Below are 26,707 nucleotides of genomic sequence, written 5' to 3'. Positions count from 1 at the left end.
GAAAAACTTGATTGTTGGAGGATTTTTTAGATGAACGAATTTGAAGATTTGCTAAATAGCGTTAGCCAAGTTGAGACTGGTGATGTTGTTAGTGCTGAAGTATTGACAGTTGATGCGACTCAAGCTAACGTTGCAATCTCTGGAACTGGTGTTGAAGGTGTCTTGACTCTTCGCGAATTGACAAACGATCGCGATGCAGATATCAATGACTTTGTTAAAGTAGGAGAAGTATTGGATGTTCTTGTACTTCGTCAAGTAGTTGGTAAAGATACTGATACAGTTACATACCTTGTATCTAAAAAACGCCTTGAAGCTCGCAAAGCATGGGACAAACTTGTTGGTCGCGAAGAAGAAGTTGTTACTGTTAAAGGAACTCGTGCCGTTAAAGGTGGACTTTCAGTAGAATTTGAAGGTGTTCGTGGATTTATCCCAGCTTCAATGTTGGATACTCGTTTCGTACGTAACACTGAACGTTTTGTAGGTCAAGAATTTGACGCTAAAATCAAAGAAGTTGACGCTAAAGAAAACCGCTTCATCCTTTCACGTCGTGAAGTTGTTGAAGCAACTACAGCAGCAGCTCGTGCTGAAGTATTCGGTAAATTGGCTGTTGGTGATGTAGTAACTGGTAAAGTTGCACGTATCACAAGCTTCGGTGCTTTCATCGACCTTGGTGGTGTTGACGGACTTGTTCACTTGACTGAATTGTCACATGAACGTAACGTATCACCAAAATCAGTTGTAACTGTTGGTGAAGAAATTGAAGTGAAAATCCTTGATCTTAACGAAGAAGAAGGACGTGTATCACTTTCACTTAAAGCAACAACACCTGGACCATGGGATGGCGTTGAGCAAAAATTGGCTAAAGGTGATGTAGTAGAAGGAACAGTTAAACGTTTGACTGACTTCGGTGCATTTGTTGAAGTATTGCCAGGTATCGATGGACTTGTTCACGTATCACAAATTTCACACAAACGTATTGAAAATCCTAAAGAAGCACTTAAAGTTGGTCAAGAAGTTCAAGTTAAAGTTCTTGAAGTTAACGCAGATGCAGAGCGCGTATCACTTTCTATCAAAGCTCTTGAAGAGCGTCCAGCTCAAGAAGAAGGACAAAAAGAAGAAAAACGTGCTGCTCGTCCACGTCGTCCAAAACGTCAAGAAAAACGTGATTTCGAACTTCCAGAAACACAAACAGGATTCTCAATGGCTGACTTGTTCGGTGATATCGAACTTTAATCAAATTGAAAATTCACAAAATCCTTTGTTTTCTAAACAAGGGATTTTTCTTTTGTCTGTAAGTCTTTTTTGATATAATAGTTCTATGTTAGAATCAGAAAAACAATCACGTTATCAAATGTTGAATGAGGGTCTCTCTTTTTTATTGGATGGTGAAACCAATGTTTTGGCTAATCTTTCCAACGCCAGTGCTCTTTTAAAATCACGCTTTCCTAATACCGTATTTGCAGGCTTTTATCTGTTCGATGGAAAGGAATTGATTTTAGGTCCTTTCCAAGGAGGTGTTTCCTGTATCCGTATCTCACTAGGCAAAGGTGTTTGTGGTGAGGCAGCCCACTTTCAGGAAACTGTTCTGGTTGGTAATGTAACAACTTATCCCAACTATATTTCTTGTGATAGTCGAGCTAAAAGTGAAATTGTTGTTCCGATGGTTAAGAATGGTCAATTGCTCGGGGTTCTGGATCTGGATTCTTCAGAGATTGATGATTATGATGCTATGGATCGAGATTATTTGGAACAATTTGTCGCTATTTTGCTTGAAAAGACAGAATGGGACTTTACAATGTTTGGGGAGAAAGCCTAATGTATCAAGCACTTTATCGAAAATATAGAAGTCAAAACTTCTCCCAGTTGGTTGGACAGGAAGTTGTGGCTAAGACTCTTAAACAAGCAGTAGAGCAAGAGAAAATAAGTCATGCCTATCTTTTCTCTGGTCCACGTGGAACGGGAAAAACTAGTGTGGCTAAGATCTTTGCCAAAGCTATGAACTGTCCCAATCAAGTGGGTGGGGAACCTTGTAATAACTGCTATATTTGTCAAGCAGTGACGGATGGTAGTTTAGAAGATGTCATTGAAATGGATGCAGCCTCTAATAACGGGGTGGATGAAATCCGTGAAATTCGTGATAAATCTACCTATGCGCCTAGCCTTGCTCGTTATAAGGTCTATATCATAGATGAGGTTCACATGCTGTCTACAGGAGCTTTTAATGCCCTCCTAAAGACGTTAGAAGAGCCAACACAGAATGTGGTCTTTATTTTGGCTACTACTGAATTGCACAAGATACCTGCGACTATTCTATCCCGTGTGCAACGTTTTGAATTTAAATCAATTAAGACACAGGATATTAAGGAACATATCCGCTATATCTTAGAAAAAGAAAATATCAGTTCTGAACCAGAGGCTGTGGAAATTATCGCTAGACGAGCTGAAGGTGGAATGCGGGACGCCTTGTCTATTTTGGATCAAGCCCTAAGTTTGACACAGGGAAACGAGCTGACGACTGCTATCTCTGAAGAAATTACTGGCACCATTAGTCTATCAGCCTTGGATGATTATGTGGCCGCCTTGTCTCAACAGGATGTTTCAAAGGCCCTAGCATGTTTGAATCTTCTTTTTGACAATGGTAAGAGCATGACTCGTTTTGTGACCGACCTTTTGCACTATTTAAGAGACTTGTTAATTGTCCAAACAGGTGGAGAAAACACTCATCATAGTCCAGTCTTTGTAGAAAATTTGACACTTCCTCAAGAAAATCTGTTTGAAATGATTCGCTTAGCGACAGTGAGTTTAGCAGATATTAAGTCTAGTTTGCAGCCAAAGATTTATGCTGAGATGATGACTATCCGTTTGGCAGAGATTAAGCCTGAACCAGCTCTTTCAGGGGCAGTTGAAAGTGAAATTGCTGCACTGAGACAGGAAGTTGCGCATCTTAAGCAAGAACTTGCAAATGTGGGAACCGTACCCAAGCCAACAAATCCAGCTCCTAGTCGTCCAACAGCAGGCAAAACAGTCTATCGTGTGGATCGCAATAAAGTTCAATCTATCTTACAAGAGGCTGTCGAAAATCCTGATTTAGCACGTCAAAATCTGATTCGCTTGCAGAATGCTTGGGGAGAGGTGATTGAAAGTCTTGGAGGTCCTGATAAGGCTCTGCTAGTTGGTTCTCAACCGGTTGCAGCCAATGAACACCATGCTATTCTTGCTTTTGAATCTAACTTCAATGCTGGTCAAACCATGAAACGGGACAATCTCAACACCATGTTTGGCAACATCCTCAGTCAGGCAGCAGGTTTTTCACCCGAGATTTTAGCTATTTCCATGGAGGAATGGAAAGAAGTTCGCACAGCCTTTTCAGCCAAAGCCAAATCTTCTCAAACTGAAAAAGAAGTAGAAGAAAGTCTGATTCCAGAAGGATTTGAATTTTTGGCTGATAAAGTGAAGGTAGAGGAAGACTAAAGAAAGATTTCATGATACAATAAGTTTATGAATAGACAACAATTTATTATCATCGCGCTGTTTACAGCTGCTGAGACCTATTTTTTCAATGAAGCCTGGATGACTGGTCGCTATATTATGGCAGCCTTTTGGGCCATTTTGCTCTTCAGAAATTTCCGAGTTAGTTACTTGATGGGCAAGATTGTAGATGTCATTGACCAGCATTTAAAAGGAAAAGACTAGTCCTCAGCTTCTAGACAAAATCAAAGCCTTTTAGGCTTTTTTTTGTTATACTATAAAAGTATATTTATTGACCTTTTACCGTATTTTCTAGGGAAATCAAGTATGTTTCTAGTGAGTTCTGGTAAAGGCCTTGAAAAAGAAAGGAACTATCATGTCAGTATTAGAGATCAAAGATCTTCACGTTGAGATTGAAGGAAAAGAAATTTTAAAAGGGGTTAACCTGACCCTGAAAACAGGAGAAATCGCCGCTATCATGGGACCAAATGGTACTGGTAAATCAACTCTTTCTGCCGCTATCATGGGAAATCCAAACTATGAAGTTACCAAAGGTGAAGTCTTGTTTGATGGCGTAAACATCCTTGAGTTGGAAGTTGACGAGCGTGCGCGTATGGGACTTTTCCTTGCTATGCAATATCCATCAGAAATTCCTGGTATTACTAACGCTGAGTTTCTTCGTGCAGCTATGAATGCTGGTAAAGAAGATGATGAAAAGATTTCAGTTCGCGAGTTCATCACTAAGCTAGATGAAAAAATGGAATTGCTTAATATGAAAGAAGAAATGGCTGAGCGTTACCTCAACGAAGGCTTCTCTGGTGGTGAGAAAAAACGTAATGAAATTCTTCAACTTTTGATGTTGGAACCAACATTTGCCCTTTTGGATGAGATTGACTCTGGTCTTGATATTGATGCCCTTAAAGTTGTTTCTAAAGGTGTTAATGCTATGCGTGGTGAAGGCTTTGGTGCTATGATTATCACTCACTACCAACGCCTTTTGAACTACATCACACCTGATGTGGTACACGTGATGATGGAAGGTCGTGTTGTCCTTTCTGGTGGTCCAGAATTGGCTGCGCGTTTGGAACGTGAAGGATACGCAAAACTAGCTGAAGAACTTGGCTACGACTACAAGGAAGAATTGTAATTTCCTCGTATCTTTTAGGAGAAGTAAATGACTAAAGAAAATATTAAACTTTTTTCAGAAATGCACGCTGAACCAAGCTGGTTGGCTGATCTCCGTCAAAAAGCTTTTGACAAGATTGAGACTTTGGAATTACCAGTTATTGAGCGTGTCAAATTCCACCGTTGGAATCTGGGTGATGGAACGATTACAGAAAGTGAGCCATTAGCAAATGTTCCAGATTTCACTGCACTAGATAACCACTTGAAGTTGGTGCAAGTAGGAACTCAAACTGTTTTTGAGCAAATTCCAGTTGAGTTGGCTGAACAGGGTGTTGTCTTTACAGACTTCCATTCAGCTTTAGAAGAAATTCCAGAACTCGTAGAAGAATTCTTCATGTCATCTGTTAAATATGACGATGACAAGTTGGCAGCCTACCATACAGCTTATTTCAATAGTGGTGCTGTTCTCTACATTCCTGATAATGTTGAGATTAAAGAACCAATCGAAGGAATTTTCTATCAAGACAGCGATAGCGATGTGCCGTTTAACAAGCATATTATGATTATCGCTGGTAAAAATTCTAAGATTAGTTATCTGGAGCGTTTAGAGTCACGCGGTAAAGGAAGTGCCAAAGCAACTGCCAATATCACAGTAGAAGTGATTGCACGTTCTGGTGCTCAAGTGAAGTTTGCTGCGATTGACCGTCTAGGTGAAAACGTCACTGCTTACATTAGCCGTCGTGGTAAATTAGGCAACGATGCAAGCATTGACTGGGCAATCGGTGTCATGAACGAAGGGAACGTCGTTGCGGACTTTGATAGCGACTTGATTGGAAATGGTAGCCATGCGGACCTTAAAGTCGTAGCTCTTTCAAGTGGCCGTCAGGTACAAGGGATTGATACTCGAGTGACCAACTATGGTTGTAATTCAATCGGAAATATCCTACAACATGGGGTTATTCTTGAAAAAGCAACCTTGACCTTCAATGGCATCGGCCACATTATCAAGGGTGCCAAGGGATCAGATGCGCAACAAGAGAGCCGTGTTCTTATGCTTTCAGACCAAGCGCGTTCAGATGCCAATCCAATTCTTTTAATTGATGAAAATGATGTTACTGCAGGCCATGCGGCTTCTATCGGTCAGGTGGACCCAGAAGATATGTACTACCTCATGAGTCGTGGCTTGGACAAGGCAACTGCAGAACGTTTGGTTGTCCGTGGTTTCCTTGGATCTGTAATCGTTGAGATTCCAGTCAAGGAAGTTCGTGATGAAATGATTGCAACTATCGAAGAAAAATTGTCAAAACGCTAAGGGGAAGCCTATGTTAGATGTAGAAGTGATTCGCAAGGATTTTCCAATTTTAGACCAGATTGTTAATGATGAACCATTGGTTTATTTGGACAATGCTGCGACGACACAAAAACCACTAGCAGTTCTGGAGACGATTAACTGCTACTATGAGAACGACAATGCCAATGTTCATCGTGGCGTTCATACCTTGGCAGAAAGGGCAACAGCTTCTTATGAGGCGGCTCGTGAAACCATTCGTAAGTTTATCAATGCAGGCTCTACAAAGGAAGTTCTCTTTACTAGAGGAACTACGACCAGTCTCAACTGGGTTGCACGTTTCGCTGAGGAAGTCTTGACTGAGGGAGACCAGGTCTTGATTTCCGTCATGGAACACCATTCCAATATCATTCCATGGCAGGAAGCCTGCCGTAAGACTGGGGCAGAGCTTGTCTATGTCTATCTCAAGAATGGAGCTCTGGATATGGATGATTTGCGAGCTAAATTGACTGATAAAGTTAAGTTTGTCTCCCTTGCTCACTCCTCAAATGTTCTTGGTGTGGTCAATCCAATCAAAGAAATCACTCAATTGGCCCACCAAGTGGGAGCCGTCATGGTGGTGGATGGTGCTCAGTCTACACCCCATATGAAGATTGATGTCCAGGATTTGGATGTGGACTTCTTTGCCTTTTCGGGTCACAAGATGGCTGGTCCGACTGGTATCGGTGTTCTTTATGGAAAAGAAAAGTATCTGGAGCAAATGTCACCAGTTGAGTTTGGCGGTGAGATGATTGATTTCGTCTATGAGCAATCTGCTAGTTGGAAGGAATTACCTTGGAAATTCGAGGCAGGAACTCCCAATATGGCAGGTGCAATTGGACTTGCTGCGGCAGTAGATTATCTTGAAAAGATTGGTATGGATGCGATTGAAGCCCATGAACAAGAATTGATCGCATACGTCTATCCAAAACTGCAGGCGATTGAAGGACTGACCATTTATGGTTCACAGGACTTGGCTCAACGTTCAGGTGTCATTGCTTTTAACCTAGGTGACCTTCATCCGCACGACCTTGCGACTGCTTTGGATTATGAAGGAGTAGCAGTTCGAGCAGGTCACCATTGTGCGCAACCTTTGCTCCAGTATTTGGATGTCCCAGCGACAGCTCGTGCAAGTTTTTATATCTACAATACCAAGGCAGATTGCGACAAGCTAGTCGATGCCTTACAAAAGACAAAGGAGTTTTTCAATGGCACTTTCTAAACTAGATAGCCTTTATATGGCAGTGGTAGCGGACCATTCGAAAAATCCACATCACCAAGGGAAGTTGGAAGACGCTGAGCAAATCAGTCTCAACAATCCGACTTGTGGGGATGTTATCAATCTCTCTGTCAAATTTGATGCAGAGGATCGTTTGGAGGATATCGCTTTTCTAAACTCAGGTTGCACCATCTCTACAGCATCTGCTAGTATGATGACGGACGCAGTTTTAGGAAAAACCAAACAAGAAATTTTAGAACTTGCAACTATTTTTTCTGAAATGGTTCAAGGGCAAAAAGATGAACGCCAAGACCAACTAGGCGATGCAGCTTTCTTGTCAGGTGTTGCCAAATTCCCTCAACGAATCAAGTGTGCAACCCTAGCTTGGAACGCCCTGAAGAAAACAATTGAAAATCAAGAAAACAAGTAAGGCAAGTTTCTTTTGTCTTATGAATCAGTAGAAATGAAGAATGAAAGAAAGGATATTATGGCTGAAGAAAGAGTAGAACCAAAACCAATTGACCTTGGTGAATATAAATTTGGTTTCCATGATGATGTAGAGCCTGTCCTATCGACAGGAAAAGGATTGAATGAAGATGTCATTCGTGAACTATCAGCTGCAAAGGGAGAACCTGAGTGGATGCTAGAATTCCGTTTGAAGTCTTATGAAACCTTCAAAAAAATGCCCATGCAAACTTGGGGAGCAGACTTGTCAGAGATTGATTTTGATGACTTGATCTACTACCAAAAACCATCTGATAAACCAGCTCGTTCATGGGATGAGGTTCCTGAAAAAATTAAAGAAACCTTTGAACGTATCGGGATTCCTGAAGCTGAGCGTGCTTATCTAGCTGGTGCCTCTGCCCAGTATGAGTCAGAAGTGGTTTACCACAACATGAAGGAAGAGTTCCAAAAATTGGGGATTATCTTTACAGATACGGATTCTGCCCTCAAGGAATACCCTGACTTGTTTAAACAATACTTTGCCAAGTTGGTACCGCCGACTGATAACAAGTTGGCAGCTCTTAACTCGGCAGTGTGGTCAGGTGGAACCTTTATCTACGTACCAAAAGGGGTCAAGGTAGATATTCCTCTTCAAACTTACTTCCGTATCAACAACGAAAATACTGGTCAGTTTGAACGTACCTTGATTATAGTTGATGAAGGAGCAAGTGTCCATTATGTAGAAGGATGTACAGCGCCAACTTATTCAAGTAACAGCTTGCATGCGGCCATCGTAGAAATATTTGCCTTAGATGGTGCTTATATGCGTTATACAACCATCCAAAACTGGTCTGATAACGTCTATAACTTGGTTACAAAACGCGCTAAGGCTCAAAAAGATGCTACTGTTGAGTGGATTGATGGAAACTTGGGTGCCAAGACAACTATGAAATACCCATCTGTTTACCTAGATGGAGAAGGGGCGCGTGGTACCATGCTTTCTATTGCCTTTGCTAATGCAGGGCAACACCAAGATACTGGTGCTAAGATGATACACAATGCTCCACATACAAGCTCGTCTATCGTGTCTAAATCCATCGCTAAAGGCGGAGGGAAGGTTGACTACCGTGGACAAGTAACCTTCAACAAGAACTCTAAGAAATCTGTTTCTCACATCGAGTGTGATACCATTATCATGGATGACTTATCAGCATCAGATACCATTCCGTTTAATGAAATTCACAACTCACAAGTCGCTTTGGAACACGAAGCTAAGGTATCTAAGATTTCAGAAGAGCAACTCTATTACCTCATGAGCCGTGGATTGTCAGAATCAGAAGCGACAGAGATGATTGTCATGGGATTTGTGGAGCCCTTCACGAAAGAACTTCCAATGGAATATGCAGTTGAGCTGAACCGCTTGATTAGCTATGAAATGGAAGGGTCAGTCGGATAAAATTTGATTTTAGATTTACTAAAAATCAAGGACTTTGAAGATGAACTTGTAACAAAAAAATCGCGGTTTAAAATCGCGATTTTTTTATAATTTTTCGTTGATGAAGCGGATAAACTGATTCCACCAAACTTTTAAGAAGAAGGCTTTTTCAACTTTCTTTTCTGCTACCATTTCAAAACTAGGACGTTCTGTGGTAATGTAACCTTGACCAATCAAGTCCTTGTCTTCATAAGTCAAATGTCCAACCACTGTTCCGGCTTCAAGTGGTGCTGGGATTGCTTTAGAATCAGGTGTGAATTGAACAGATTGGGAAGATTGACTCCCAACACGTTCAATTAGAGAGATATCATCTTTGGCAACGGCAGTGACCATATTTTCTTTTCCATCTTGTACAGGTGCTTTGCTATCTTGGTAGGCATCGCCTTTTTGAACAATTTTGCGAAGTGTGAATGTAGAAGAGATATAATCCATTAGTGAAGATGTAGCAGTGAAGCGAGCGTAGGGATTATTGTCTTGATGATCTGCATTTAAAACAACTGTGATAACCCTCATCCCTTTTTCGACAGTAGTACCAACAAAAGATTCTCCAGCTTTGTCTGTTGTTCCTGTCTTAAGGCCATCAAAACCACCGCGATAAGCAGGCATACCTTCTAACATGTAGTTGGTAGAAGTGATTGTCATTCCAGCAAAAGTAGATGAAGGTTTTTTAGTGATTTCTAAGACTTGTGGGTATTTTTTGATGAGGTTGCGAGCAACGATAGCGACATCATAAGCACTGAGCTTATTTTCATCATCTTTTTTAGAGCCCGGGTAAATGTTATCCCCTAGAGTCTCATTGTTAAGACCTGTTGTATTAACAACAGTGGCATCCTGAATTCCCCATTCCAAGAGTTTTGCCCGCATCATATCGACGAAATCTTTTTCTGAGCCAGCAATTTTCTCAGCTAGGGCGATAGCTGCACTGTTGGCACTAGATACCAGTGTTGCTTCAAGTAGCTGTTCAACGGTATAATTACGAGCTTCCATAGGAACGTTACTTGCTTCAGAATTTGTCGTTAATTTGTATGGATAATCAGAGATATCTACCGGAGTTGATAGTGTAATACTTCCGTTTTCCAAGGCTTCATAGACAAGATAAACAGTAATTAACTTTGTGATTGAAGCAATTTCAACTGGCTGGGTTGCATCTTTCTCATAGAGAATTTTACCAGTATTCGCCTCAACGGCAATTGCATGCTTAGCAGCAATATTAAAATCTTGAGCAGCAACAGTAGATGCTGAGCCAATAACGGAAAGGCTTAGGAGAGTTAAAATTATTTTTTTCATAGTAAGTTTATTCTATCATAAAGAAAAAAATATTCCCAGTTTCATGATATAAGAAAGAAGCTTTTTTGAAAGTGTGGTAAAATAGATGAATGGAGGTACTTCATGTTTCGTAAGAATAAATTATTTTTTTGGACCAGTGAGATTTTACTATTAACCATCATCTTTTATTTATGGAGAGAGATGGGAGCGATTATTACACCTTTTGTAAGCGTCGCAAACACTATAATGATTCCCTTTCTTCTAGGTGGTTTTTTATATTATTTGACCAATCCTATTGTAAATTTTTTACAAAAGTATTTCAAAATTAACCGTATCATTGGTATTCTACTGACCTTGTGCGCCTTGGTCTGGGGTCTAGTCATTGGGGTAGTCTATCTCTTACCGATTTTGATTAATCAGTTGACAAGTTTGATAGCAACAAGTCAGACAATCTACAGTCGTCTGCAAGATTTGATTATCGATTTATCCACTTATCCAGCCTTTCAAAATTTGGATATTCAAGCGACTATTCAACAGTTAAATCTCTCCTATGTAGATATTCTACAGAATATCCTAAATAGTGTAACGAATAGTGTTGGAAGTGTCCTATCTGCGCTCTTTAGTACTGTTTTGATTATTATCATGACCCCTGTATTTTTAATTTATTTTTTGTTAGATGGTCACAAATTCTTGCCGATGCTTGAACGTACTGTTTTAAAGCGAGATAAGTTGCATATTACAGGTCTTTTAAAAAATTTGAATGCTACAATCGCTCGATATATTAGTGGAGTTGCCATTGATGCGATTATTATTGGCTGTTTGGCCTTTATCGGATATAGCGTAATCGGTTTGAAATACGCTTTGGTCTTCGCTATCTTTTCAGGATTAGCCAATCTCATTCCTTATGTAGGTCCAAGTATTGGTTTGATTCCGATGATTATCGCCAATGTCTTTACTGATCCCCATAGAATGCTGATTGCAGTTGTTTATATGTTGATTATTCAACAAGTGGATGGAAATATTCTCTACCCTCGTATCGTAGGTGGTGTGATGAAAGTCCATCCAATTACGATTTTAGTATTACTTTTGTTATCAAGTAATATTTATGGTGTCATTGGTATGATTGTTGCAGTACCAACCTATTCTATCTTAAAAGAAATTTCTAAGTTTTTATCACGTTTGTATGAAAATCATAAAATAATGAAAGAACGAGAAAGAGAATTAGCTAAGTAAAAGTCAGGAATTCCTGATTTTTCTTTTTGTTTAGCTAGGTGATAGGAGTAGAAGTGTCGTTTAGAATTAGTTGATTAAGAATAATTCACAAAAACTTTGTAAAACACTTGCAATTTAGCTGAAATTTGATAAAATAGTAAGGAAAGTTAGACTGTATTGCCTACTGTCTATCTATAAAATATATTTTATTGGAGGCTTTTACTCAAATGGCAAAAGAAAAATACGATCGTAGTAAACCACACGTTAACATTGGTACTATCGGACACGTTGACCACGGTAAAACTACCCTAACTGCAGCTATCACAACTGTTTTGGCACGTCGCTTGCCTTCATCAGTTAACCAACCTAAAGACTATGCGTCTATCGATGCTGCTCCAGAAGAACGAGAACGCGGTATCACTATCAACACTGCGCACGTTGAGTACGAAACTGAAAAACGTCACTACGCTCACATCGACGCTCCAGGACACGCGGACTACGTTAAAAACATGATCACTGGTGCCGCTCAAATGGACGGAGCTATCCTTGTAGTAGCTTCAACTGACGGACCAATGCCACAAACTCGTGAGCACATCCTTCTTTCACGTCAGGTTGGTGTTAAACACCTTATCGTCTTCATGAACAAAGTTGACTTGGTTGACGACGAAGAATTGCTTGAATTGGTTGAAATGGAAATCCGTGACCTATTGTCAGAATACGACTTCCCAGGTGACGATCTTCCAGTTATCCAAGGTTCAGCTCTTAAAGCCCTTGAAGGTGACACTAAATACGAAGACATCGTTATGGAATTGATGAACACAGTTGATGAGTACATCCCAGAACCAGAACGTGACACTGACAAACCATTGCTTCTTCCAGTCGAAGACGTATTCTCAATCACTGGACGTGGTACAGTTGCTTCAGGACGTATCGACCGTGGTATCGTTAAAGTCAACGACGAAATCGAAATCGTTGGTATCAAAGAAGAAACTCAAAAAGCAGTTGTTACTGGTGTTGAAATGTTCCGTAAACAACTTGACGAAGGTCTTGCCGGAGATAACGTAGGTGTACTTCTTCGTGGTGTTCAACGTGACGAAATCGAACGTGGACAAGTTATCGCTAAACCAGGTTCAATCAACCCACACACTAAATTCAAAGGTGAAGTTTACATCCTTACTAAAGAAGAAGGTGGACGTCACACTCCATTCTTCAACAACTACCGTCCACAATTCTACTTCCGTACTACTGACGTTACAGGTTCAATCGAACTTCCAGCAGGTACTGAAATGGTAATGCCTGGTGATAACGTGACAATCGACGTTGAGTTGATCCACCCAATCGCCGTAGAACAAGGTACTACATTCTCTATCCGTGAGGGTGGACGTACTGTTGGTTCAGGTATGGTTACAGAAATCGAAGCTTAATTCGATTTAGTTCCCAGAAGAACAATTATTTAAGTCAGACACTAAAAGAATCTTGCTTTGCAAGGTTCTTTTTTTAAAAAAATAAAAAGATAGACCTGATAAAGTCCAGATCCATCTAATAAGTTATTTTCAAGTGACTAGTTCGCTCCAAACACTAACATTCGATATAGTAGAGGTTTCACCAGCTGGAACCCATTTGTTAGTTCCTAAGTATCTAACTTCTAGTTTACGAACATTTACTATGTAAGATGCTTTTAGCCTGATGTAACCATAAGTGTAGGGTGGTACGTTATGGGATACTGAGTGATTTAAACTAAGTCAAAATCCAGACTCAGGAGCAGAAAAGCTAACAGCTGCACTTAAAGTTAGGGTAGCTCCAGCTTTTCCACCATAAGCAGTTGAACTTAGAGATCCTGATGTAGCGCTGCTCTTATAAGAGTGAGAGGAGCTAGTTCTATAGTCTGCAACACCAGTTGCATTAGAACGAGTCTGATACGTAGATTTAGACTCTAAATAGGCGTCTCTAAGTTCAGTCGTATAAAATGACAATAACTCTCCTGTGTTGATATCTTTTACAACACGATTAGATACAATTTCATAATTTGTGCAAGGATAGACATCAGCAAAAACCGTAGATGTTGTGATTAAGAAAAATAGATTTGATAGAACAGAGAAAAACAATAATTTCAATTTAATCATAAAAAAATGTCTATTCTTCATGATCAAAAGATTATTTTTTCAATCCTTTGAAAGTCATAATGCAACCCGAAAGGATACTGAGAGTTCCTATAGGTCTCCAATATAGCTGCCAAAAGAATAAATTTATTCTTCCTTTCAGTGTCTCATCGGGTCCAGCATAATAGGGGTTGATGTGAAATAATAAAAAACCAAAACATAAAACTATGATTCCGGTTAAGAATAAAATGTCCTTATTTACTTTCCTCATAAAATCTCCTTTTATTTAATTTTAAGCGTTTTCTATTATTAGTATACGTCAAAAAAATAAAAAAACAAGTCTATTTATTTATTAATTTATATGGTATAATAAAATAGTTGGAGAGTTTTTTTACTACGAATCTTATGTAGTTTTACAAAAAAGAGGCTAGATAAAAACTCAATTTTAGGAGAAAATGAAGTAAAATTTCCCACAATAAAACGCATAATATCAAGGTTCAATACCTGATATTATGCGTTTTTGATTTTAAAGACTTTTTTCCCAGCCTCAATGAGGGCTTTATTTTACATAGAGTTCTTGATTTTTTAGGACAATTTCTCGTACACTTGCAAACTTCTTAAGTTTTTTGATTTCTTCTGGATGAGTGACGAGAGTAATAACATAACCTTCCTTGCCCATACGGCCAGTACGTCCAGCACGGTGAGTGTAGGTTTCGATATCTCTTGGGACATCAAAGTTTACGACACATTCTAGGCTATCGATATCAATCCCACGAGCCAGAAGGTCAGTTGCAAGAAGCAGGGTTAGTTGCTTGTCTTTAAACTTTTCTAAGATGACTTTTCTAAATTTGACATTGACATCACTAGCGAGGGAAACAGCCAAGATATCCCGATACTGTAGTTTTTCTTCTGCACTTCCAAGGTCTGATAGGCTGTTAAAGAAGACAAGACCTCGGAAATCCTCTACATGAGCCAGTTTTCGTAGCATATCCACTCGGTGACGTTGATCTACCTGCATATAGAAATGTTGGATGTTGTCCAATTTTTGGTCAGAAAGATCAATGGTACGTGTGTTAGGCGCAATCTTTTCTTGGTCAAACTTGGTCGTCGCACTCATGTAGACGAGTTGATGGTCACGCGGTGCGTAGTGAGTGATTTTCTCAACAAAGTGAATCTGAGAATCATCTAGTAATTGGTCGAATTCATCCAGGATGATGGTTTCCACATTCATCATCTTGATTTTTTTCAGTTTAATGAGTTCAAAGATACGGCCAGGAGTTCCAATCAGAATTTCTGGTCCTTTTTTTAGGCGTTCAATCTGGCGTTTCTGACTTGAGCCTGATAGGAAGAGCTGAGCAGTCAAGCTGATAGCTTCAGCCCACGTTTTACATACGTCAAAAATCTGTCCAGCAAGTTCAGTATTTGGTGCTAGAATCAAGAGTTGTTGGGCCTTTTTCTTTTGTAGTCTGAGAAGACTTGGTAGAAGGTAAGCTAGGGTCTTACCAGTTCCTGTTGGGCTCACTCCTAGGAGGTTTTCTCCAGCAAGAAGGGGCTCAAATAGTTGAGTTTGAATGGGAGTGAATTCTTGGAAACCGAGTTGGTCACTCAGTTCTTGCCATTCAGTCGGTAGTTTGTTTTTCATTTTTCTGCCTCAAATCTAATGCCAGCAGTCTGGCGCATGGTATAAAGTAGCTCATGAACTGAACTTGCATCATTCAGCCAAGTTTGGTAGAGATTCAGATCTGGTTTCTGGATCATGTGTGCAAATGAAGCGACTTCCTCAGTCATCGTATGAGGAGCCTGTTGGATAGGGAGTTGGATTTGATTGCCTTGGTGGTCGGTAAAAATAGCCGAGCGAACATGCTCAATCGTGTTGAGAGTCAAGGTTCCATCTGTTGTGTAAATTTCGCAAGGAAGATTGGAAGTGATGTTTTTCCCAGCCTTGATATGAACTTGAAAGTCTGGGTAGAAGAAGATTCCGTCACCATTTAGGTCAATGCTATTGTCAAGCTGTTGCCCCTGATAGGTTGCATCCTGAGCCTTTCCAAAGAGACGAACGGCAGCGTAGAGGGGATAAATCCCTAAATCCATAAGAGCTCCACCAGCAAAACGGTCTGAGAAGACATTTGGTGTCTCCCCAGTCAACAAGTTAGGCATTTTGGAAGAATACTTGGCATAGTTGAAATCTGCTCCCAAAATTTGTTTGTCTGCTAAAAAGTTTTTGATGATAGTGAAAGCTTTTTCATGGTAATTGCGAGCTGCTTCGAATATAAAACAGCGATTTTTCTCAGCTGTATGTCTCAAATCTAGCCATTCTTGTGGCTGAGTGACAGCTGGCTTTTCAAGAATGACATGTTTACCTGCAGACAATGCAGCTTTTGCCTGAGCAAAATGCAAGGAGTTTGGGCTAGCAATATAGACCACATCAAAGGAGCTCTTGAAGAAGTCCTCTACTTGATCAAAGAGTTGGATATTCTGATAGCGAGAAGCAAAGGTTGCCGCAGTTTCTAGTTTTCTAGAATAGACTGCGACCAGCTTGTATTCTCCACTGGAATGGGCTGCTTCTATGAAGTGGTGGCTGATAGCCCCTGTTCCGATGACACCTAATTTAAGCATAGTTACTCCTTTTCCGATTTCAAATCCTTCTTTCATTATAACATAGATAGACGGGACTATCCAACAGAGGGTAAAAAATTTCAAATAAGCTACTAGGTCTTTTCCAAAGAAAGTGGTACAATAATGAGATGAGCAAATGAAATGGGAGGGAAAATGAGGTTATTACCTATAAGAAAAATATCACGTCAGTCTAAGAGGCTAGCGCTTTTTTTGACTTTTTGTGCAGGTTATGTAGATGCCTATACGTTTATTGTGCGAGGGAACACTCTTGTAGCTGGACAAACTGGGAATGTAGTCTTTCTTTCAGTAGAATTAATTCAAAATAATGTTTCAGATGTTAGGGACAAGGTTCTCACCTTGCTAGCTTTTATGATGGGGGTCTTTTTATTAACTGTTTATAAGGAAAAATTGAGAATTGTGAAAAAGCCAATTCTGTCACTGATTCCTTTGGCAATCCTATCAATCATTATTGGTTTTGTGCCGCAAACTGTAGATAATGTCTATCTAGTACCGCCCTTGGCCTTCTGTATGGGCTTGGTGACAACTGCTTTTGGTGAGGTTTCGGGTACTGCCTACAATAATGCCTTTATGACAGGGAATATCAAACGGACCATGCTGGCTTTTGGAGATTATTTCCGGACCAAGCACACACCTTTTTTGCGTGAAGGATTCATATTTGTTAGCCTGCTTAGTAGTTTTGTCCTTGGCGTTGTCTTTTCAGCCTATTTGACGATTTTCTATCATGAAAAGAGCATTCTTGGTGTTCCTATTATGATGAGTATTTTTTACCTCAGCATGCTTTTTGCCAAGTGGCGGAAAAAAGTAAAAGAAAAAGCTTCATTTTAGGTGTTATTACTTGTAAGAAAATAGGAGATATGCTATACTTGAAGAGTTGACTATGCACGATCCTGTGCAACCGCACGAACATCGTTGCTTGATTATTCAAGTTTAAGTGGTTCGTCCCACGATGCTAGGCGAGTCTTCACAAAAAATTCGGGGAAACCCATAAAAATCATAGGAGGTGCATAATGAGCACATACGCAATTATCAAAACTGGCGGAAAACAAGTTAAAGTTGAAGTTGGTCAAGCAGTTTACGTTGAAAAATTGAACGTTGAAGCTGGTCAAGAAGTTACTTTTAACGAAGTTGTTCTTGTTGGTGGTGAAAACACTGTTGTCGGAACTCCACTTGTTGCTGGAGCTACTGTAGTTGGAACTGTTGAAAAACAAGGAAAACAAAAGAAAGTTGTTACTTACAAGTACAAACCTAAAAAAGGTAGCCACCGTAAACAAGGTCACCGTCAACCATATACAAAAGTTGTCATCAACGCAATTAACGCTTAATTTTAAGGAGAACACATGATACAAGCAGTCTTTGAGAGAGCCGAAGATGGCGAGCTGAGGAGTGCGGAAATTACTGGACACGCCGAGAGTGGCGAATACGGCTTAGATGTCGTGTGTGCATCGGTTTCTACGCTTGCCATTAACTTTATCAATTCTATTGAGAAATTTGCAGGCTATGAACCAATCCTAGAATTAAACGAAGATGAAGGTGGCTATCTGATGGTTGAAATTCCAAAAGATCTTCCTTCACACCAGAGAGAAATGACCCAGTTATTCTTTGAATCATTTTTCTTAGGTATGGCAAACTTATCGGAGAACTCTTCTGAGTTCGTCCAAACCAGAGTTATCACAGAAAACTAACACGGAGGAAAACATTATGTTAAAAATGACTCTTAACAACTTGCAACTTTTCGCCCACAAAAAAGGTGGAGGTTCTACATCAAACGGACGTGATTCACAAGCAAAACGTCTTGGAGCTAAAGCAGCTGACGGACAAACTGTAACAGGTGGATCAATCCTTTACCGTCAACGTGGTACACACATCTACCCAGGTGTAAACGTTGGACGTGGTGGAGACGATACTTTGTTCGCTAAAGTTGAAGGCGTAGTACGCTTTGAACGTAAAGGACGCGATAAAAAACAAGTTTCTGTTTACCCAATCGCTAAATAAAAAGGTTCAGTGAACCTTTTTATCCCGAGCCTTGAAATATAAAGGCGAGGAAGCTAGAAGTAGCATAAACTAAGGCTTTCCGAGTTTTCGGAGAGCCTCTTTTTTTGTTTTGGTACCCATATTTTAAAAACCAATGTAAGAAGCGAATTTGTCGGCTACTTCATTTTACAATCATAAAATAGTTGAATGTAAAACTTTTACAGGAACAATTTTTATAAGGGAATAAGATATTGTAAAAATTGCTAAGATTTGATATTATAATTGTATTCGGGTAAGAGAGAAGGGATATGGAAAGGATGTGGACTAGTATGAAAAAAATTATCACTATAATAGTCTGTTCAATCTCTTTTCTTGTTTTATCTGCTTGTGTCAGTAAGAAAAAACTTGTTCTTCCTGAACCTGAAACGATCTCTGTAATTTCCCTGCAGAAAAAAATCTCTGAAGATATTAAAACTATAACCAAGAGAGAAGAAATCTCAAAATTGATTGACGAGATACAGAAGCAGTCCACCTCCACAACTTTAGAAAGTTTAAATGATCAACCGACAAATGTTAAAGATTACATCATTATCAAATTCTCTCATCAGAATGAAGAAAATGATAGTGTAGCCTATCTATATACTATGAAAGAAAAACAATATATTGAACAACCCTATGTTGGGATTTGGGAGGTAAGTCCAGATATAGCGAATAGGGTTGAAGAAGCTTATTCTAGTTGATTTATAGAATAAAAGAAATTTTTAGAGAGTTTTCTTGCATCATATTATAAACGGTAAATCAACAAGATATGCTGTTTTTGTTTGCTTGAAATCAGATAAGGACTGAAAAAAGACATTATTCTAATTCTTGTCTTGGAATGTTAGAGTATTTATTGAGACTTGAAAATTTCCATACTTTTTTCCTTTTTGGAAAACTTCTAAAATATGGTATAATGAAAAGATAAAGAAGTTGGGGGTAGAAGATGAATATTCAACAATTACGCTATGTTGTTGCCATCGCGAATAGCGGTACTTTCCGTGAAGCTGCTGAAAAGATGTATGTCAGCCAGCCAAGTCTGTCTATTTCTGTTCGTGATTTGGAAAAAGAGTTGGGCTTTAAGATTTTCCGTCGGACCAGCTCAGGGACTTTCTTGACTCGTCGTGGTATGGAATTCTATGAAAAAGCGCAAGAATTGGTTAAAGGATTTGATATTTTTCAAAATCAGTATGCCAATCCTGAGGAAGAAAAAGATGAATTTTCAATTGCTAGTCAGCACTATGACTTCTTGCCACCAACCATTACGGCCTTTTCAGAGCGCTATCCTGACTATAAAAACTTCCGTATTTTTGAATCAACTACTGTTCAAATATTAGATGAAGTTGCTCAAGGGCATAGTGAGATTGGGATTATCTACCTTAACAATCAAAATAAAAAAGGGATCATGCAACGGGTTGAAAAGCTAGGTCTGGAGGTCATTGAATTGATTCCCTTTCATACCCATATTTATCTTCGTGAGGGGCATCCTTTGGCTCAGAAAGAGGAATTGGTCATGGAGGATTTAGCAGATCTACCAACGGTTCGTTTCACTCAAGAGAAAGATGAGTACCTTTATTATTCAGAGAACTTTGTCGATACCAGTGCTAGTTCACAGATGTTTAATGTGACAGACCGTGCTACCTTGAATGGTATTTTGGAGCGGACGGACGCCTATGCGACAGGTTCTGGATTTTTAGATAGTGACAGTGTTAATGGTATTACAGTTATTCGTCTCAAGGACGACCTGGATAATCACATGGTCTATGTTAAACGTGAAGAAGTGGAGCTTAGTCAGGCTGGAACTCTTTTCGTAGAAGTCATGCAAGAATATTTTGATCAGAAGAGGAAATCATGAAAAAAAGAGGAATAGTGGCAGTCATTGTACTGCTTTTGATTGGGCTGGATCAGTTGGTCAAATCCTATATCGTCCAGCAGATTCCACTGGGTGAAGTGCGCTCCTGGATTCCCAATTTCGTTAGCTTGACCTACCTGCAAAATCGAGGGGCAGCCTTTTCAATGCTACAAGACCAGCAGTGGTTATTTGCTATCATTACACTTGTCGTTATGGTAGGTGCCATTTGGTATCTACATAAGCACATGGAGGACTCATTCTGGATGGTCTTGGGTTTGACCTTGATTATCGCAGGTGGTCTTGGAAACTTTATTGACAGGGTAAGTCAGGGCTTTGTTGTGGATATGTTTCACTTGGACTTTATCAATTTTGCAATTTTCAATGTGGCAGATAGCTATCTGACTGTTGGAGTGATTATTTTATTGATTGCAATGCTAAAAGAGGAAATAAATGGAAATTAAAATTGAAACTGGTGGCCTGCGTTTAGATAAGGCTTTGTCGGATTTGACAGAATTATCACGCAGTCTCGCGAATGAACAAATCAAATCAGGCCAGGTCTTGGTCAATGGCCAAGTCAAGAAAGCTAAATACACAGTTCAAGAGGGCGATGTCGTCACTTACCATCTGCCAGAACCAGAGGTTTTAGAGTATGTAGCTGAGAATCTTCCGCTAGAAATCATCTACCAAGATGAGGATGTGGCCGTCGTTAACAAACCTCAGGGGATGGTTGTGCATCCGAGTGCTGGTCATACTAGTGGAACTCTGGTAAATGCCCTTATGTATCATATTAAGGACTTGTCGGGTATCAATGGGGTTCTGCGTCCAGGAATTGTTCACCGTATTGATAAGGATACGTCAGGTCTTCTCATGATTGCTAAAAATGATGAGGCGCATCTAGCACTTGCCCAAGAACTTAAGGATAAAAAGTCTCTCCGCAAATATTGGGCGATTGTTCATGGAAATCTGCCTAATGATCGTGGTGTCATTGAAGCTCCGATTGGCCGTAGTGAAAAAGACCGTAAGAAACAGGCTGTGACTGCTAAAGGCAAGCCTGCAGTTACCCGTTTCCACGTTTTGGAACGCTTTGGTGATTACAGCTTAGTGGAGTTGCAACTGGAGACAGGACGTACCCACCAAATCCGTGTTCACATGGCTTATATTGGTCATCCAGTCGCTGGTGATGAAGTCTATGGTCCTCGCAAGACTCTGAAAGGGCATGGACAATTTCTTCATGCCAAGACTCTAGGTTTTACTCATCCGAGAACAGGTGAGACCTTGGAATTTACAGCAGATATTCCAGAGCTTTTTAAGGAAACCTTGGAGAAATTAAGGAGGTAAGAATGAAAAAGAAATTAACTAGTTTAGCACTTGTAGGCGTTTTTTTAGGTTTGTCATGGTATGGGAATGTTCAAGCTCAAGAAAGTTCAGGAAATAAAATCCACTTTATCAATGTTCAAGAAGGTGGCAGTGATGCGATTATTCTTGAAAGCAATGGACATTTTGCCATGGTGGATACAGGAGAAGATTATGATTTCCCAGATGGAAGTGATTCTCGCTATCCATGGAGAGAAGGAATTGAAACATCTTATAAGCATGTTCTAACAGACCGTGTCTTTCGTCGTTTGAAGGAATTGGGTGTCCAAAAACTTGATTTTATTTTGGTAACTCATACTCACAGTGACCATATTGGAAATGTTGATGAATTACTGTCTACCTATCCAGTTGACCGAGTTTATCTTAAAAAATATAGTGATAATCGTATTACTAATTCTGAACGTCTATGGGATAATCTGTATGGCTATGATAAGGTTTTACAGACTGCCGCTGAAAAAGGTGTTTCAGTTATTCAAAACATCACACAAGGGGATGCTCATTTTCAGTTTGGAGACATGGATATTCAGCTCTATAATTATGAAAATGAAACAGATTCGTCGGGTGAATTAAAGAAAATTTGGGATGACAATTCTAATTCCTTGATTAGCGTGGTAAAAGTCAATGGTAAGAAAATTTACCTTGGGGGCGACTTAGATAATGTTCATGGAGCAGAAGACAAGTATGGTCCTCTCATTGGAAAAGTTGATTTGATGAAGTTTAATCATCACCGTGATACCAACAAATCAAACACCAAGGATTTCATTAAAAATTTGAGTCCGAGTTTGATTGTTCAAACCTCGGATAGTTTACCTTGGAAAAATGGTGTTGATAGTGAGTATGTCAATTGGCTCAAAGAACTAGGAATTGAGAGAATCAACGCAGCCAGCAAAGACTATGATGCGACAGTTTTTGATATTCGAAAAGACGGTTTAGTAAACATTTCAACTTCCTACAAGCCGATTCCAAGTTTTCAAGCTGGTTGGCATAAGAGTGCATATGGAAACTGGTGGTATCAAGCGCCTGATTCTACAGGAGAATATGCTGTTGGTTGGAATGAAATTAAGGGTGACTGGTATTACTTTAACCAAACGGGTATCTTGTTACAGAATCAATGGAAAAAATGGAACAATCATTGGTTCTATTTGACAGACTCTGGTGCTTCTGCTAAAAATTGGAAGAAAATCAATGGAAGCTGGTATTATTTCAACAAAGAAAATCAGATGGAAATTGGTTGGGTAAATACTGGAAGTCAGAACTATTATTTATCAAACGATGGATCTATGAAGACAGGTTGGCTTCAATATAAGGGGCAATGGTATTACTTTGCTCAATCAGGAGAAATGAAAACGGGTTGGGTAAAAGATAAAGAAACCTGGTACTATATGGATTCTACTGGTATCATGAAGACAGGCGAGATAGAAGTTGCTGGTCATCATTACTATCTAGAAGATTCAGGAGCTATGAAGCAAGGTTGGCTTAAAAAGGCAAATGCTTGGTATTTCTACAAGGAAGATGGTTCACGAGCTGTTGGTTGGATTAAAGACAAGGATAAATGGTACTTCTTGAAAGAAAATGGTCAATTGCTTGTGAACGGTAAGACACCAGAAGGCTATACTGTTGATTCAAGTGGTGCCTGGTTAGTGGATGTTCCGGTCGAGAAATCTGTTACAACTAAAGTCACAAGTCATTCAGAAATAAAAGAATCGAAAGAAGTAGTGAAAAAAGATCTTGAAAGTAAAGAAATTAGACAGAATGAAGGTGTTACAAGCGCTTCAACTAGTCAAGATTTGACTTCTTCAACTTCACAAAGCTCTGAAACGAGTGCAAACAAATCGGAATCAGAACAGTAGTAAAAAAGAAGGTTTTAGGGCCTTCTTTTTCCTATCAACTCTTTTCTATTTCCTGTCATTCATGTTATAATGGATAAATATGAAGAATCGGAGTGAGACTATGAAATACAAACGGATTGTTTTTAAGGTGGGAACTTCATCTCTGACGAATGAGGATGGAAGTTTATCACGTAGTAAGGTAAAGGCTATTACCCAGCAGTTAGCTATGCTGCACGAGGCTGGTCATGAATTGATTTTGGTGTCGTCAGGTGCCATTGCTGCTGGTTTTGGAGCCTTAGGATTTAAAAAGCGTCCTACTAAGATTGCTGATAAACAGGCTTCAGCAGCGGTAGGGCAAGGCCTTTTGTTAGAAGAATACACGACCAATCTTCTCTTGCGCCAAATCGTTTCTGCACAAATCTTGCTGACCCAGGATGATTTTGTGGATAAGCGCCGTTATAAAAATGCCAATCAGGCTTTGTCGGTTTTACTTAGCCGCGGGGCGATTCCTATCATTAATGAGAATGATAGTGTTGTTATTGATGAGCTCAAGGTTGGGGACAATGATACTCTAAGTGCCCAGGTAGCGGCTATGGTCCAAGCAGACCTTTTGGTCCTCTTGACAGATGTGGACGGCCTTTATACTGGAAATCCTAATTCAGATCCAAGAGCCAAACGCTTGGAGAAAATCGAGACTATCAATCGTGAGATTATCGATATGGCCGGTGGAGCAGGTTCTTCAAACGGAACTGGGGGCATGCTTACAAAAATCAAAGCTGCCACCATTGCGACAGAATCGGGCGTTCCTGTTTATATCTGCTCATCCTTGAAGTCAGATGCCATGATTGAGGCAGCTGAGGAAACCAAGGATGGTTCCTACTTTGTTGCTCAAGAGAAGGGACTTCGTACCCAGAAACAATGGCTGGCCTTTTATGCTCAGAGTCAAGGTTCTATTTGGGTTGATAAAGGGGCTGCAGAAGCTCTCTCTCAACATGGAAAGAGTCTCCTTTTATCTGGTATTGTTGACGCAGAAGGAGCCTTTTCTTACGGTGATATCGTGACGGTATTTGACAAGGAAAGTGGAAAATCACTTGGAAAAGGACGCGTGCAATTTGGAGCATCTGCTTTGGAGGATATGTTGCGTTCTCAAAAAGCTAAGGGTGTCTTGATTCACCGTGATGACTGGATTTCCATTACTCCTGAAATCCAACTACTCTTTACAGAATTTTAGAGGTAAACTATGGTAAGTACACAAGAACAATTTGAACAGGTACAGGCTGTTAAAAAATCGATCAACACAGCTAGTGAAGAGGTGAAAAACCAAGCCTTGTTAGCCATGGCTGATCATTTATTAGCAGCTACTGAGGAGATTTTAGCAGCCAATGCCCTTGATATGGAAGCTGCTAAGGGTAAAATCTCAGATGTGATGCTGGATCGTCTTTATTTGGATGCAAGTCGTATAGAAGCGATGGCAACTGGGATTCGTGAAGTGGTTGCCTTACCAGATCCAATCGGTGAAGTTTTAGAAACCAACCATCTTGAAAATGGTTTGGTTATCACAAAGAAACGTGTGGCTATGGGTGTTATCGGTATTATCTATGAAAGTCGTCCAAATGTGACGTCTGACGCAGCTGCTCTAGCTCTCAAGAGTGGGAATGCGGTTGTTCTTCGTAGTGGGAAGGATGCCTATCAAACAGCCCATGCCATTGTCACAGCCTTGAAAAAGGGCTTGGAGACGACTACTATTCACCCAGATGTGATTCAGCTGGTGGAAGATACCAGCCGTGAAAGTAGCTATGCCATGATGAAGGCCAAGGGCTATCTAGACCTTCTTATTCCACGTGGAGGAGCTGGGTTGATCAATGCAGTGGTTGAGAATGCGATTGTACCTGTTATCGAGACCGGGACTGGGATTGTCCATGTCTATGTGGATAAGGATGCAGACGAAGATAAGGCTCTATCTATCATCAATAATGCTAAAACAAGTCGTCCTTCTGTCTGCAATGCCATGGAGGTTCTGCTGGTTCATGAAGACAAGGCAGCAAGCTTCCTTCCTCGCTTGGAGCAAGTACTGGTTGCGAATCGAAAAGAAGCTGGTCTGGAACCAATTCAATTCCGCTTGGATAGTAAAGCAAGTCAGTTTGTTTCAGGTCAAGTAGCTGAAGCTCAAGACTTTGACACCGAGTTTTTAGATTATGTCCTAGCTGTTAAGGTTGTGAGCAGTTTAGAAGAAGCGGTTGCTCATATTGAGGCTCACAGTACCCATCATTCGGATGCCATTGTGACGGAAAATGCTGAAGCAGCAGCTTACTTTACAGATCAAGTGGACTCTGCAGCGGTTTATGTCAATGCCTCAACTCGTTTCACAGATGGTGGCCAATTTGGTCTGGGTTGTGAAATGGGAATTTCTACTCAGAAATTGCACGCGCGTGGTCCAATGGGCTTGAAAGAGTTGACCAGCTACAAGTATGTGGTTGCTGGTGACGGACAGATAAGGGAGTAAGAGATGAAGATTGGATTTATCGGTTTGGGGAATATGGGGGCTAGTTTGGCCAAGGCTGTTTTGCAGGCCAAGATGGGCGATGACCTTCTTCTTGCCAATCGTAGCCAAGCCAAGGTGGATGCTTTCATCGCCAACTTTGGTGGTCAGGCTTCCAGCAATGAAGAAATTTTTGCAGAAGCAGATGTGATTTTTCTAGGAGTTAAGCCTGCTCAGTTTTCTGAACTGCTTTCTCAATACCAGACTATCCTTGAAAAACGAGAAAGTCTTCTTTTGATTTCTATGGCAGCTGGATTGACTTTAGAAAAACTAGCAAGTCTTATCCCAAATCAACACAGAATTATTCGTATGATGCCAAATACTCCTGCTTCTATCGGTCAAGGAGTGATTAGTTATGCCTTGTCTCCTAATTGCAGGGTTGAGGACAGTGATCTCTTTTGTCAGCTTTTAACCAAGGCTGGACTCTTGGTTGAACTTGGAGAAGGATTAATCGACGCGGCGACAGGTCTTGCAGGTTGTGGACCAGCCTTTGTCTATCTCTTTATTGAGGCCTTGGCAGATGCAGGTGTTCAGACAGGATTACCACGAGAAATAGCATTGAAAATGGCAGCTCAAACTGTGGTAGGAGCTGGGCAATTGGTCCTTGAAAGTCAGCAACATCCTGGAGTATTGAAAGACCAAGTCTGTAGCCCAGGCGGTTCGACTATCGCTGGTGTAGCAAGCCTAGAAGCACACGCTTTTCGAGGAACAGTCATGGATGCAGTTGGTCAAGCATATAAACGAACACAAGAACTAGGTAAATAAGAGGTAGTTTTGTCTGCCTCTTTTATGGTGTTTGAAAGGAGAAGACAAA

At 40.2% G+C, this 26,707-nt stretch carries 27 protein-coding genes, 1 pseudogene and 1 other annotated feature; of the genes and pseudogenes, 23 read left to right on the top strand and 5 right to left on the bottom strand.

From position 1 onward, the window contains the following. The first annotated feature begins 30 nt into the window (after nucleotides 1-30). The 9 genes from rpsA (at nucleotide 31) to sufB (ending at nucleotide 9,039) form a co-directional block, all read left to right on the top strand. Nucleotides 31-1,233 (top strand): 30S ribosomal protein S1, encoded by a 1,203-nt coding sequence (gene rpsA / locus D8836_RS01690; RefSeq protein ID WP_001001635.1) that lies wholly within the window; start codon nucleotides 31-33, stop codon nucleotides 1,231-1,233. An 85-nt stretch (nucleotides 1,234-1,318) separates the two neighbouring features. After that, nucleotides 1,319-1,816 (top strand): GAF domain-containing protein, encoded by a 498-nt coding sequence (locus D8836_RS01685; protein WP_125392949.1) that lies wholly within the window; start codon nucleotides 1,319-1,321, stop codon nucleotides 1,814-1,816. Beyond that, the gene (gene dnaX / locus D8836_RS01680) at nucleotides 1,816-3,471 is read left to right on the top strand and encodes a DNA polymerase III subunit gamma/tau (RefSeq protein WP_125392948.1); all 1,656 of its coding nucleotides are present in this window, start codon (nucleotides 1,816-1,818) and stop codon (nucleotides 3,469-3,471) included. The genes D8836_RS01685 and dnaX overlap by 1 nt, the downstream gene beginning before the upstream one ends. Nucleotides 3,472-3,498: 27 nt before the next feature. Beyond that, complete coding sequence (locus D8836_RS01675; protein ID WP_001081602.1) at nucleotides 3,499-3,693, top strand: DUF3272 domain-containing protein; 195 nt, start codon at nucleotides 3,499-3,501, stop codon at nucleotides 3,691-3,693. Between the two features lie 151 nt (nucleotides 3,694-3,844). Next, complete coding sequence (gene sufC, locus D8836_RS01670) at nucleotides 3,845-4,615, top strand: Fe-S cluster assembly ATPase SufC (RefSeq protein ID WP_000114489.1); 771 nt, start codon at nucleotides 3,845-3,847, stop codon at nucleotides 4,613-4,615. A 27-nt stretch (nucleotides 4,616-4,642) separates the two neighbouring features. Then, a complete protein-coding gene (gene sufD / locus D8836_RS01665; protein ID WP_125392947.1) occupies nucleotides 4,643-5,905 on the top strand; it encodes a Fe-S cluster assembly protein SufD in 1,263 nt (420 codons plus the stop codon). A gap of 10 nt (nucleotides 5,906-5,915) precedes the next feature. Continuing rightward, nucleotides 5,916-7,142, top strand: a complete 1,227-nt coding sequence (locus D8836_RS01660; protein ID WP_125392946.1) for a cysteine desulfurase — start codon at nucleotides 5,916-5,918, stop codon at nucleotides 7,140-7,142. Further along, nucleotides 7,129-7,569 carry a Fe-S cluster assembly sulfur transfer protein SufU gene (gene sufU / locus D8836_RS01655; protein ID WP_125392945.1) on the top strand — a complete coding sequence of 147 codons (441 nt, stop codon included), beginning with the start codon at nucleotides 7,129-7,131 and terminating at the stop codon, nucleotides 7,567-7,569. Before D8836_RS01660 ends, sufU begins: the two co-directional genes overlap by 14 nt. Before the next feature lie 57 nt (nucleotides 7,570-7,626). Next, nucleotides 7,627-9,039 carry a Fe-S cluster assembly protein SufB gene (gene sufB, locus D8836_RS01650; protein ID WP_000797054.1) on the top strand — a complete coding sequence of 471 codons (1,413 nt, stop codon included), beginning with the start codon at nucleotides 7,627-7,629 and terminating at the stop codon, nucleotides 9,037-9,039. A gap of 84 nt (nucleotides 9,040-9,123) precedes the next feature. On the opposite strand, the gene pbp3 is transcribed toward sufB, so the two are convergent. Next, complete coding sequence (gene pbp3, locus D8836_RS01645) at nucleotides 9,124-10,365, bottom strand: D-alanyl-D-alanine carboxypeptidase PBP3 (protein WP_125392944.1); 1,242 nt, start codon at nucleotides 10,363-10,365, stop codon at nucleotides 9,124-9,126. Between the two features lie 102 nt (nucleotides 10,366-10,467). Between pbp3 and D8836_RS01640 the strand changes: the two genes are divergently transcribed. Together D8836_RS01640 and tuf are read left to right on the top strand one after the other, a co-directional pair. Next, on the top strand, nucleotides 10,468-11,577 hold the full coding sequence (locus tag D8836_RS01640; protein WP_045597041.1) for an AI-2E family transporter: 1,110 nt from the start codon (nucleotides 10,468-10,470) through the stop codon (nucleotides 11,575-11,577). Nucleotides 11,578-11,783: 206 nt separating this feature from the next. Further along, nucleotides 11,784-12,980, top strand: a complete 1,197-nt coding sequence (gene tuf, locus D8836_RS01635) for an elongation factor Tu (protein ID WP_001040726.1) — start codon at nucleotides 11,784-11,786, stop codon at nucleotides 12,978-12,980. Between the two features lie 318 nt (nucleotides 12,981-13,298). On the opposite strand, the gene D8836_RS01630 is transcribed toward tuf, so the two are convergent. The 3 genes from D8836_RS01630 to D8836_RS01620 form a co-directional block, all read right to left on the bottom strand. Beyond that, nucleotides 13,299-13,679 carry a hypothetical protein gene (locus tag D8836_RS01630; protein ID WP_223340783.1) on the bottom strand — a complete coding sequence of 127 codons (381 nt, stop codon included), beginning with the start codon at nucleotides 13,677-13,679 and terminating at the stop codon, nucleotides 13,299-13,301. Nucleotides 13,680-14,214: 535 nt separating this feature from the next. Next, on the bottom strand, nucleotides 14,215-15,297 hold the full coding sequence (locus tag D8836_RS01625; RefSeq protein ID WP_125392943.1) for a DEAD/DEAH box helicase: 1,083 nt from the start codon (nucleotides 15,295-15,297) through the stop codon (nucleotides 14,215-14,217). After that, nucleotides 15,294-16,271, bottom strand: coding sequence for a Gfo/Idh/MocA family protein (locus tag D8836_RS01620; protein WP_125392942.1), 978 nt, complete (start codon nucleotides 16,269-16,271; stop codon nucleotides 15,294-15,296). Before D8836_RS01620 ends, D8836_RS01625 begins: the two co-directional genes overlap by 4 nt. Before the next feature lie 141 nt (nucleotides 16,272-16,412). Between D8836_RS01620 and D8836_RS01615 the strand changes: the two genes are divergently transcribed. The 5 genes from D8836_RS01615 to D8836_RS01595 all read left to right on the top strand — a co-directional run bounded on the left by D8836_RS01615 (nucleotide 16,413) and on the right by D8836_RS01595 (nucleotide 19,003). Beyond that, a complete protein-coding gene (locus D8836_RS01615) occupies nucleotides 16,413-17,117 on the top strand; it encodes a YoaK family protein (RefSeq protein ID WP_125392941.1) in 705 nt (234 codons plus the stop codon). A gap of 58 nt (nucleotides 17,118-17,175) precedes the next feature. Continuing rightward, nucleotides 17,176-17,263: a sequence feature (ribosomal protein L21 leader region), on the top strand. A 36-nt stretch (nucleotides 17,264-17,299) separates the two neighbouring features. Beyond that, a complete protein-coding gene (rplU, locus tag D8836_RS01610) occupies nucleotides 17,300-17,614 on the top strand; it encodes a 50S ribosomal protein L21 (RefSeq protein WP_000109141.1) in 315 nt (104 codons plus the stop codon). 15 nt (nucleotides 17,615-17,629) lie between these two features. Then, the gene (locus tag D8836_RS01605; protein ID WP_000613699.1) at nucleotides 17,630-17,974 is read left to right on the top strand and encodes a ribosomal-processing cysteine protease Prp; all 345 of its coding nucleotides are present in this window, start codon (nucleotides 17,630-17,632) and stop codon (nucleotides 17,972-17,974) included. A 16-nt stretch (nucleotides 17,975-17,990) separates the two neighbouring features. Continuing rightward, nucleotides 17,991-18,284 carry a 50S ribosomal protein L27 gene (gene rpmA / locus D8836_RS01600; RefSeq protein WP_000916509.1) on the top strand — a complete coding sequence of 98 codons (294 nt, stop codon included), beginning with the start codon at nucleotides 17,991-17,993 and terminating at the stop codon, nucleotides 18,282-18,284. Nucleotides 18,285-18,592: 308 nt separating this feature from the next. Then, nucleotides 18,593-19,003 carry a DUF5301 domain-containing protein gene (locus tag D8836_RS01595; RefSeq protein WP_070842947.1) on the top strand — a complete coding sequence of 137 codons (411 nt, stop codon included), beginning with the start codon at nucleotides 18,593-18,595 and terminating at the stop codon, nucleotides 19,001-19,003. Between the two features lie 175 nt (nucleotides 19,004-19,178). Here the strand turns inward: D8836_RS01595 and D8836_RS11320 are convergent. Next, nucleotides 19,179-19,253, bottom strand: a pseudogene (locus tag D8836_RS11320) (AraC family transcriptional regulator); the annotation flags it as partial. Between D8836_RS11320 and D8836_RS01590 the strand changes: the two are divergent. The 7 genes from D8836_RS01590 (at nucleotide 19,246) to proC (ending at nucleotide 26,658) form a co-directional block, all read left to right on the top strand. After that, nucleotides 19,246-20,154: a LysR family transcriptional regulator gene (locus tag D8836_RS01590; RefSeq protein ID WP_001025692.1), complete on the top strand. Its 909-nt coding sequence runs from the start codon at nucleotides 19,246-19,248 to the stop codon at nucleotides 20,152-20,154. The pseudogene D8836_RS11320 and the gene D8836_RS01590 sit on opposite strands and share 8 nt — an antisense overlap. Continuing rightward, nucleotides 20,151-20,612, top strand: coding sequence for a signal peptidase II (gene lspA, locus D8836_RS01585; RefSeq protein WP_023942845.1), 462 nt, complete (start codon nucleotides 20,151-20,153; stop codon nucleotides 20,610-20,612). Before D8836_RS01590 ends, lspA begins: the two co-directional genes overlap by 4 nt. Continuing rightward, a complete protein-coding gene (locus tag D8836_RS01580) occupies nucleotides 20,602-21,489 on the top strand; it encodes an RluA family pseudouridine synthase (protein ID WP_125392940.1) in 888 nt (295 codons plus the stop codon). Before lspA ends, D8836_RS01580 begins: the two co-directional genes overlap by 11 nt. A 2-nt stretch (nucleotides 21,490-21,491) precedes the next feature. Further along, the gene (cbpE, locus tag D8836_RS01575) at nucleotides 21,492-23,375 is read left to right on the top strand and encodes a phosphorylcholine esterase CbpE (RefSeq protein WP_125392939.1); all 1,884 of its coding nucleotides are present in this window, start codon (nucleotides 21,492-21,494) and stop codon (nucleotides 23,373-23,375) included. A 100-nt stretch (nucleotides 23,376-23,475) separates the two neighbouring features. Further along, nucleotides 23,476-24,585, top strand: coding sequence for a glutamate 5-kinase (gene proB / locus D8836_RS01570; RefSeq protein ID WP_221763024.1), 1,110 nt, complete (start codon nucleotides 23,476-23,478; stop codon nucleotides 24,583-24,585). 9 nt (nucleotides 24,586-24,594) lie between these two features. Next, a complete protein-coding gene (locus D8836_RS01565; RefSeq protein ID WP_125392937.1) occupies nucleotides 24,595-25,857 on the top strand; it encodes a glutamate-5-semialdehyde dehydrogenase in 1,263 nt (420 codons plus the stop codon). 3 nt (nucleotides 25,858-25,860) lie between these two features. Continuing rightward, on the top strand, nucleotides 25,861-26,658 hold the full coding sequence (gene proC, locus D8836_RS01560) for a pyrroline-5-carboxylate reductase (RefSeq protein ID WP_125392936.1): 798 nt from the start codon (nucleotides 25,861-25,863) through the stop codon (nucleotides 26,656-26,658). Nucleotides 26,659-26,707: the final 49 nt, after the last annotated feature.

Origin of the sequence: Streptococcus mitis (assembly GCF_003942995.1) — a bacterium.
Classification (GTDB): Bacteria; Bacillota; Bacilli; order Lactobacillales; family Streptococcaceae; genus Streptococcus; species Streptococcus mitis_CV.
This window is presented reverse-complemented; position numbering and strand designations above follow the sequence as displayed.

What these genes read in the sequence shown, in the direction of transcription:
- rpsA (WP_001001635.1), top strand. Translation starts at nt 31, where the DNA reads ATGAACGAATTTGAAGATTTGCTAAATAGCGTTAGCCAAGTTGAGACT.
- D8836_RS01685 (WP_125392949.1), top strand. Translation starts at nt 1,319, where the DNA reads ATGTTAGAATCAGAAAAACAATCACGTTATCAAATGTTGAATGAGGGT.
- dnaX (WP_125392948.1), top strand. Translation starts at nt 1,816, where the DNA reads ATGTATCAAGCACTTTATCGAAAATATAGAAGTCAAAACTTCTCCCAG.
- D8836_RS01675 (WP_001081602.1), top strand. Translation starts at nt 3,499, where the DNA reads ATGAATAGACAACAATTTATTATCATCGCGCTGTTTACAGCTGCTGAG.
- sufC (WP_000114489.1), top strand. Translation starts at nt 3,845, where the DNA reads ATGTCAGTATTAGAGATCAAAGATCTTCACGTTGAGATTGAAGGAAAA.
- sufD (WP_125392947.1), top strand. Translation starts at nt 4,643, where the DNA reads ATGACTAAAGAAAATATTAAACTTTTTTCAGAAATGCACGCTGAACCA.
- D8836_RS01660 (WP_125392946.1), top strand. Translation starts at nt 5,916, where the DNA reads ATGTTAGATGTAGAAGTGATTCGCAAGGATTTTCCAATTTTAGACCAG.
- sufU (WP_125392945.1), top strand. Translation starts at nt 7,129, where the DNA reads ATGGCACTTTCTAAACTAGATAGCCTTTATATGGCAGTGGTAGCGGAC.
- sufB (WP_000797054.1), top strand. Translation starts at nt 7,627, where the DNA reads ATGGCTGAAGAAAGAGTAGAACCAAAACCAATTGACCTTGGTGAATAT.
- pbp3 (WP_125392944.1), bottom strand. Translation starts at nt 10,365, where the DNA reads ATGAAAAAAATAATTTTAACTCTCCTAAGCCTTTCCGTTATTGGCTCA.
- D8836_RS01640 (WP_045597041.1), top strand. Translation starts at nt 10,468, where the DNA reads ATGTTTCGTAAGAATAAATTATTTTTTTGGACCAGTGAGATTTTACTA.
- tuf (WP_001040726.1), top strand. Translation starts at nt 11,784, where the DNA reads ATGGCAAAAGAAAAATACGATCGTAGTAAACCACACGTTAACATTGGT.
- D8836_RS01630 (WP_223340783.1), bottom strand. Translation starts at nt 13,679, where the DNA reads ATGATTAAATTGAAATTATTGTTTTTCTCTGTTCTATCAAATCTATTT.
- D8836_RS01625 (WP_125392943.1), bottom strand. Translation starts at nt 15,297, where the DNA reads ATGAAAAACAAACTACCGACTGAATGGCAAGAACTGAGTGACCAACTC.
- D8836_RS01620 (WP_125392942.1), bottom strand. Translation starts at nt 16,271, where the DNA reads ATGCTTAAATTAGGTGTCATCGGAACAGGGGCTATCAGCCACCACTTC.
- D8836_RS01615 (WP_125392941.1), top strand. Translation starts at nt 16,413, where the DNA reads ATGGGAGGGAAAATGAGGTTATTACCTATAAGAAAAATATCACGTCAG.
- rplU (WP_000109141.1), top strand. Translation starts at nt 17,300, where the DNA reads ATGAGCACATACGCAATTATCAAAACTGGCGGAAAACAAGTTAAAGTT.
- D8836_RS01605 (WP_000613699.1), top strand. Translation starts at nt 17,630, where the DNA reads ATGATACAAGCAGTCTTTGAGAGAGCCGAAGATGGCGAGCTGAGGAGT.
- rpmA (WP_000916509.1), top strand. Translation starts at nt 17,991, where the DNA reads ATGTTAAAAATGACTCTTAACAACTTGCAACTTTTCGCCCACAAAAAA.
- D8836_RS01595 (WP_070842947.1), top strand. Translation starts at nt 18,593, where the DNA reads ATGAAAAAAATTATCACTATAATAGTCTGTTCAATCTCTTTTCTTGTT.
- D8836_RS01590 (WP_001025692.1), top strand. Translation starts at nt 19,246, where the DNA reads ATGAATATTCAACAATTACGCTATGTTGTTGCCATCGCGAATAGCGGT.
- lspA (WP_023942845.1), top strand. Translation starts at nt 20,151, where the DNA reads ATGAAAAAAAGAGGAATAGTGGCAGTCATTGTACTGCTTTTGATTGGG.
- D8836_RS01580 (WP_125392940.1), top strand. Translation starts at nt 20,602, where the DNA reads ATGGAAATTAAAATTGAAACTGGTGGCCTGCGTTTAGATAAGGCTTTG.
- cbpE (WP_125392939.1), top strand. Translation starts at nt 21,492, where the DNA reads ATGAAAAAGAAATTAACTAGTTTAGCACTTGTAGGCGTTTTTTTAGGT.
- proB (WP_221763024.1), top strand. Translation starts at nt 23,476, where the DNA reads ATGAAATACAAACGGATTGTTTTTAAGGTGGGAACTTCATCTCTGACG.
- D8836_RS01565 (WP_125392937.1), top strand. Translation starts at nt 24,595, where the DNA reads ATGGTAAGTACACAAGAACAATTTGAACAGGTACAGGCTGTTAAAAAA.
- proC (WP_125392936.1), top strand. Translation starts at nt 25,861, where the DNA reads ATGAAGATTGGATTTATCGGTTTGGGGAATATGGGGGCTAGTTTGGCC.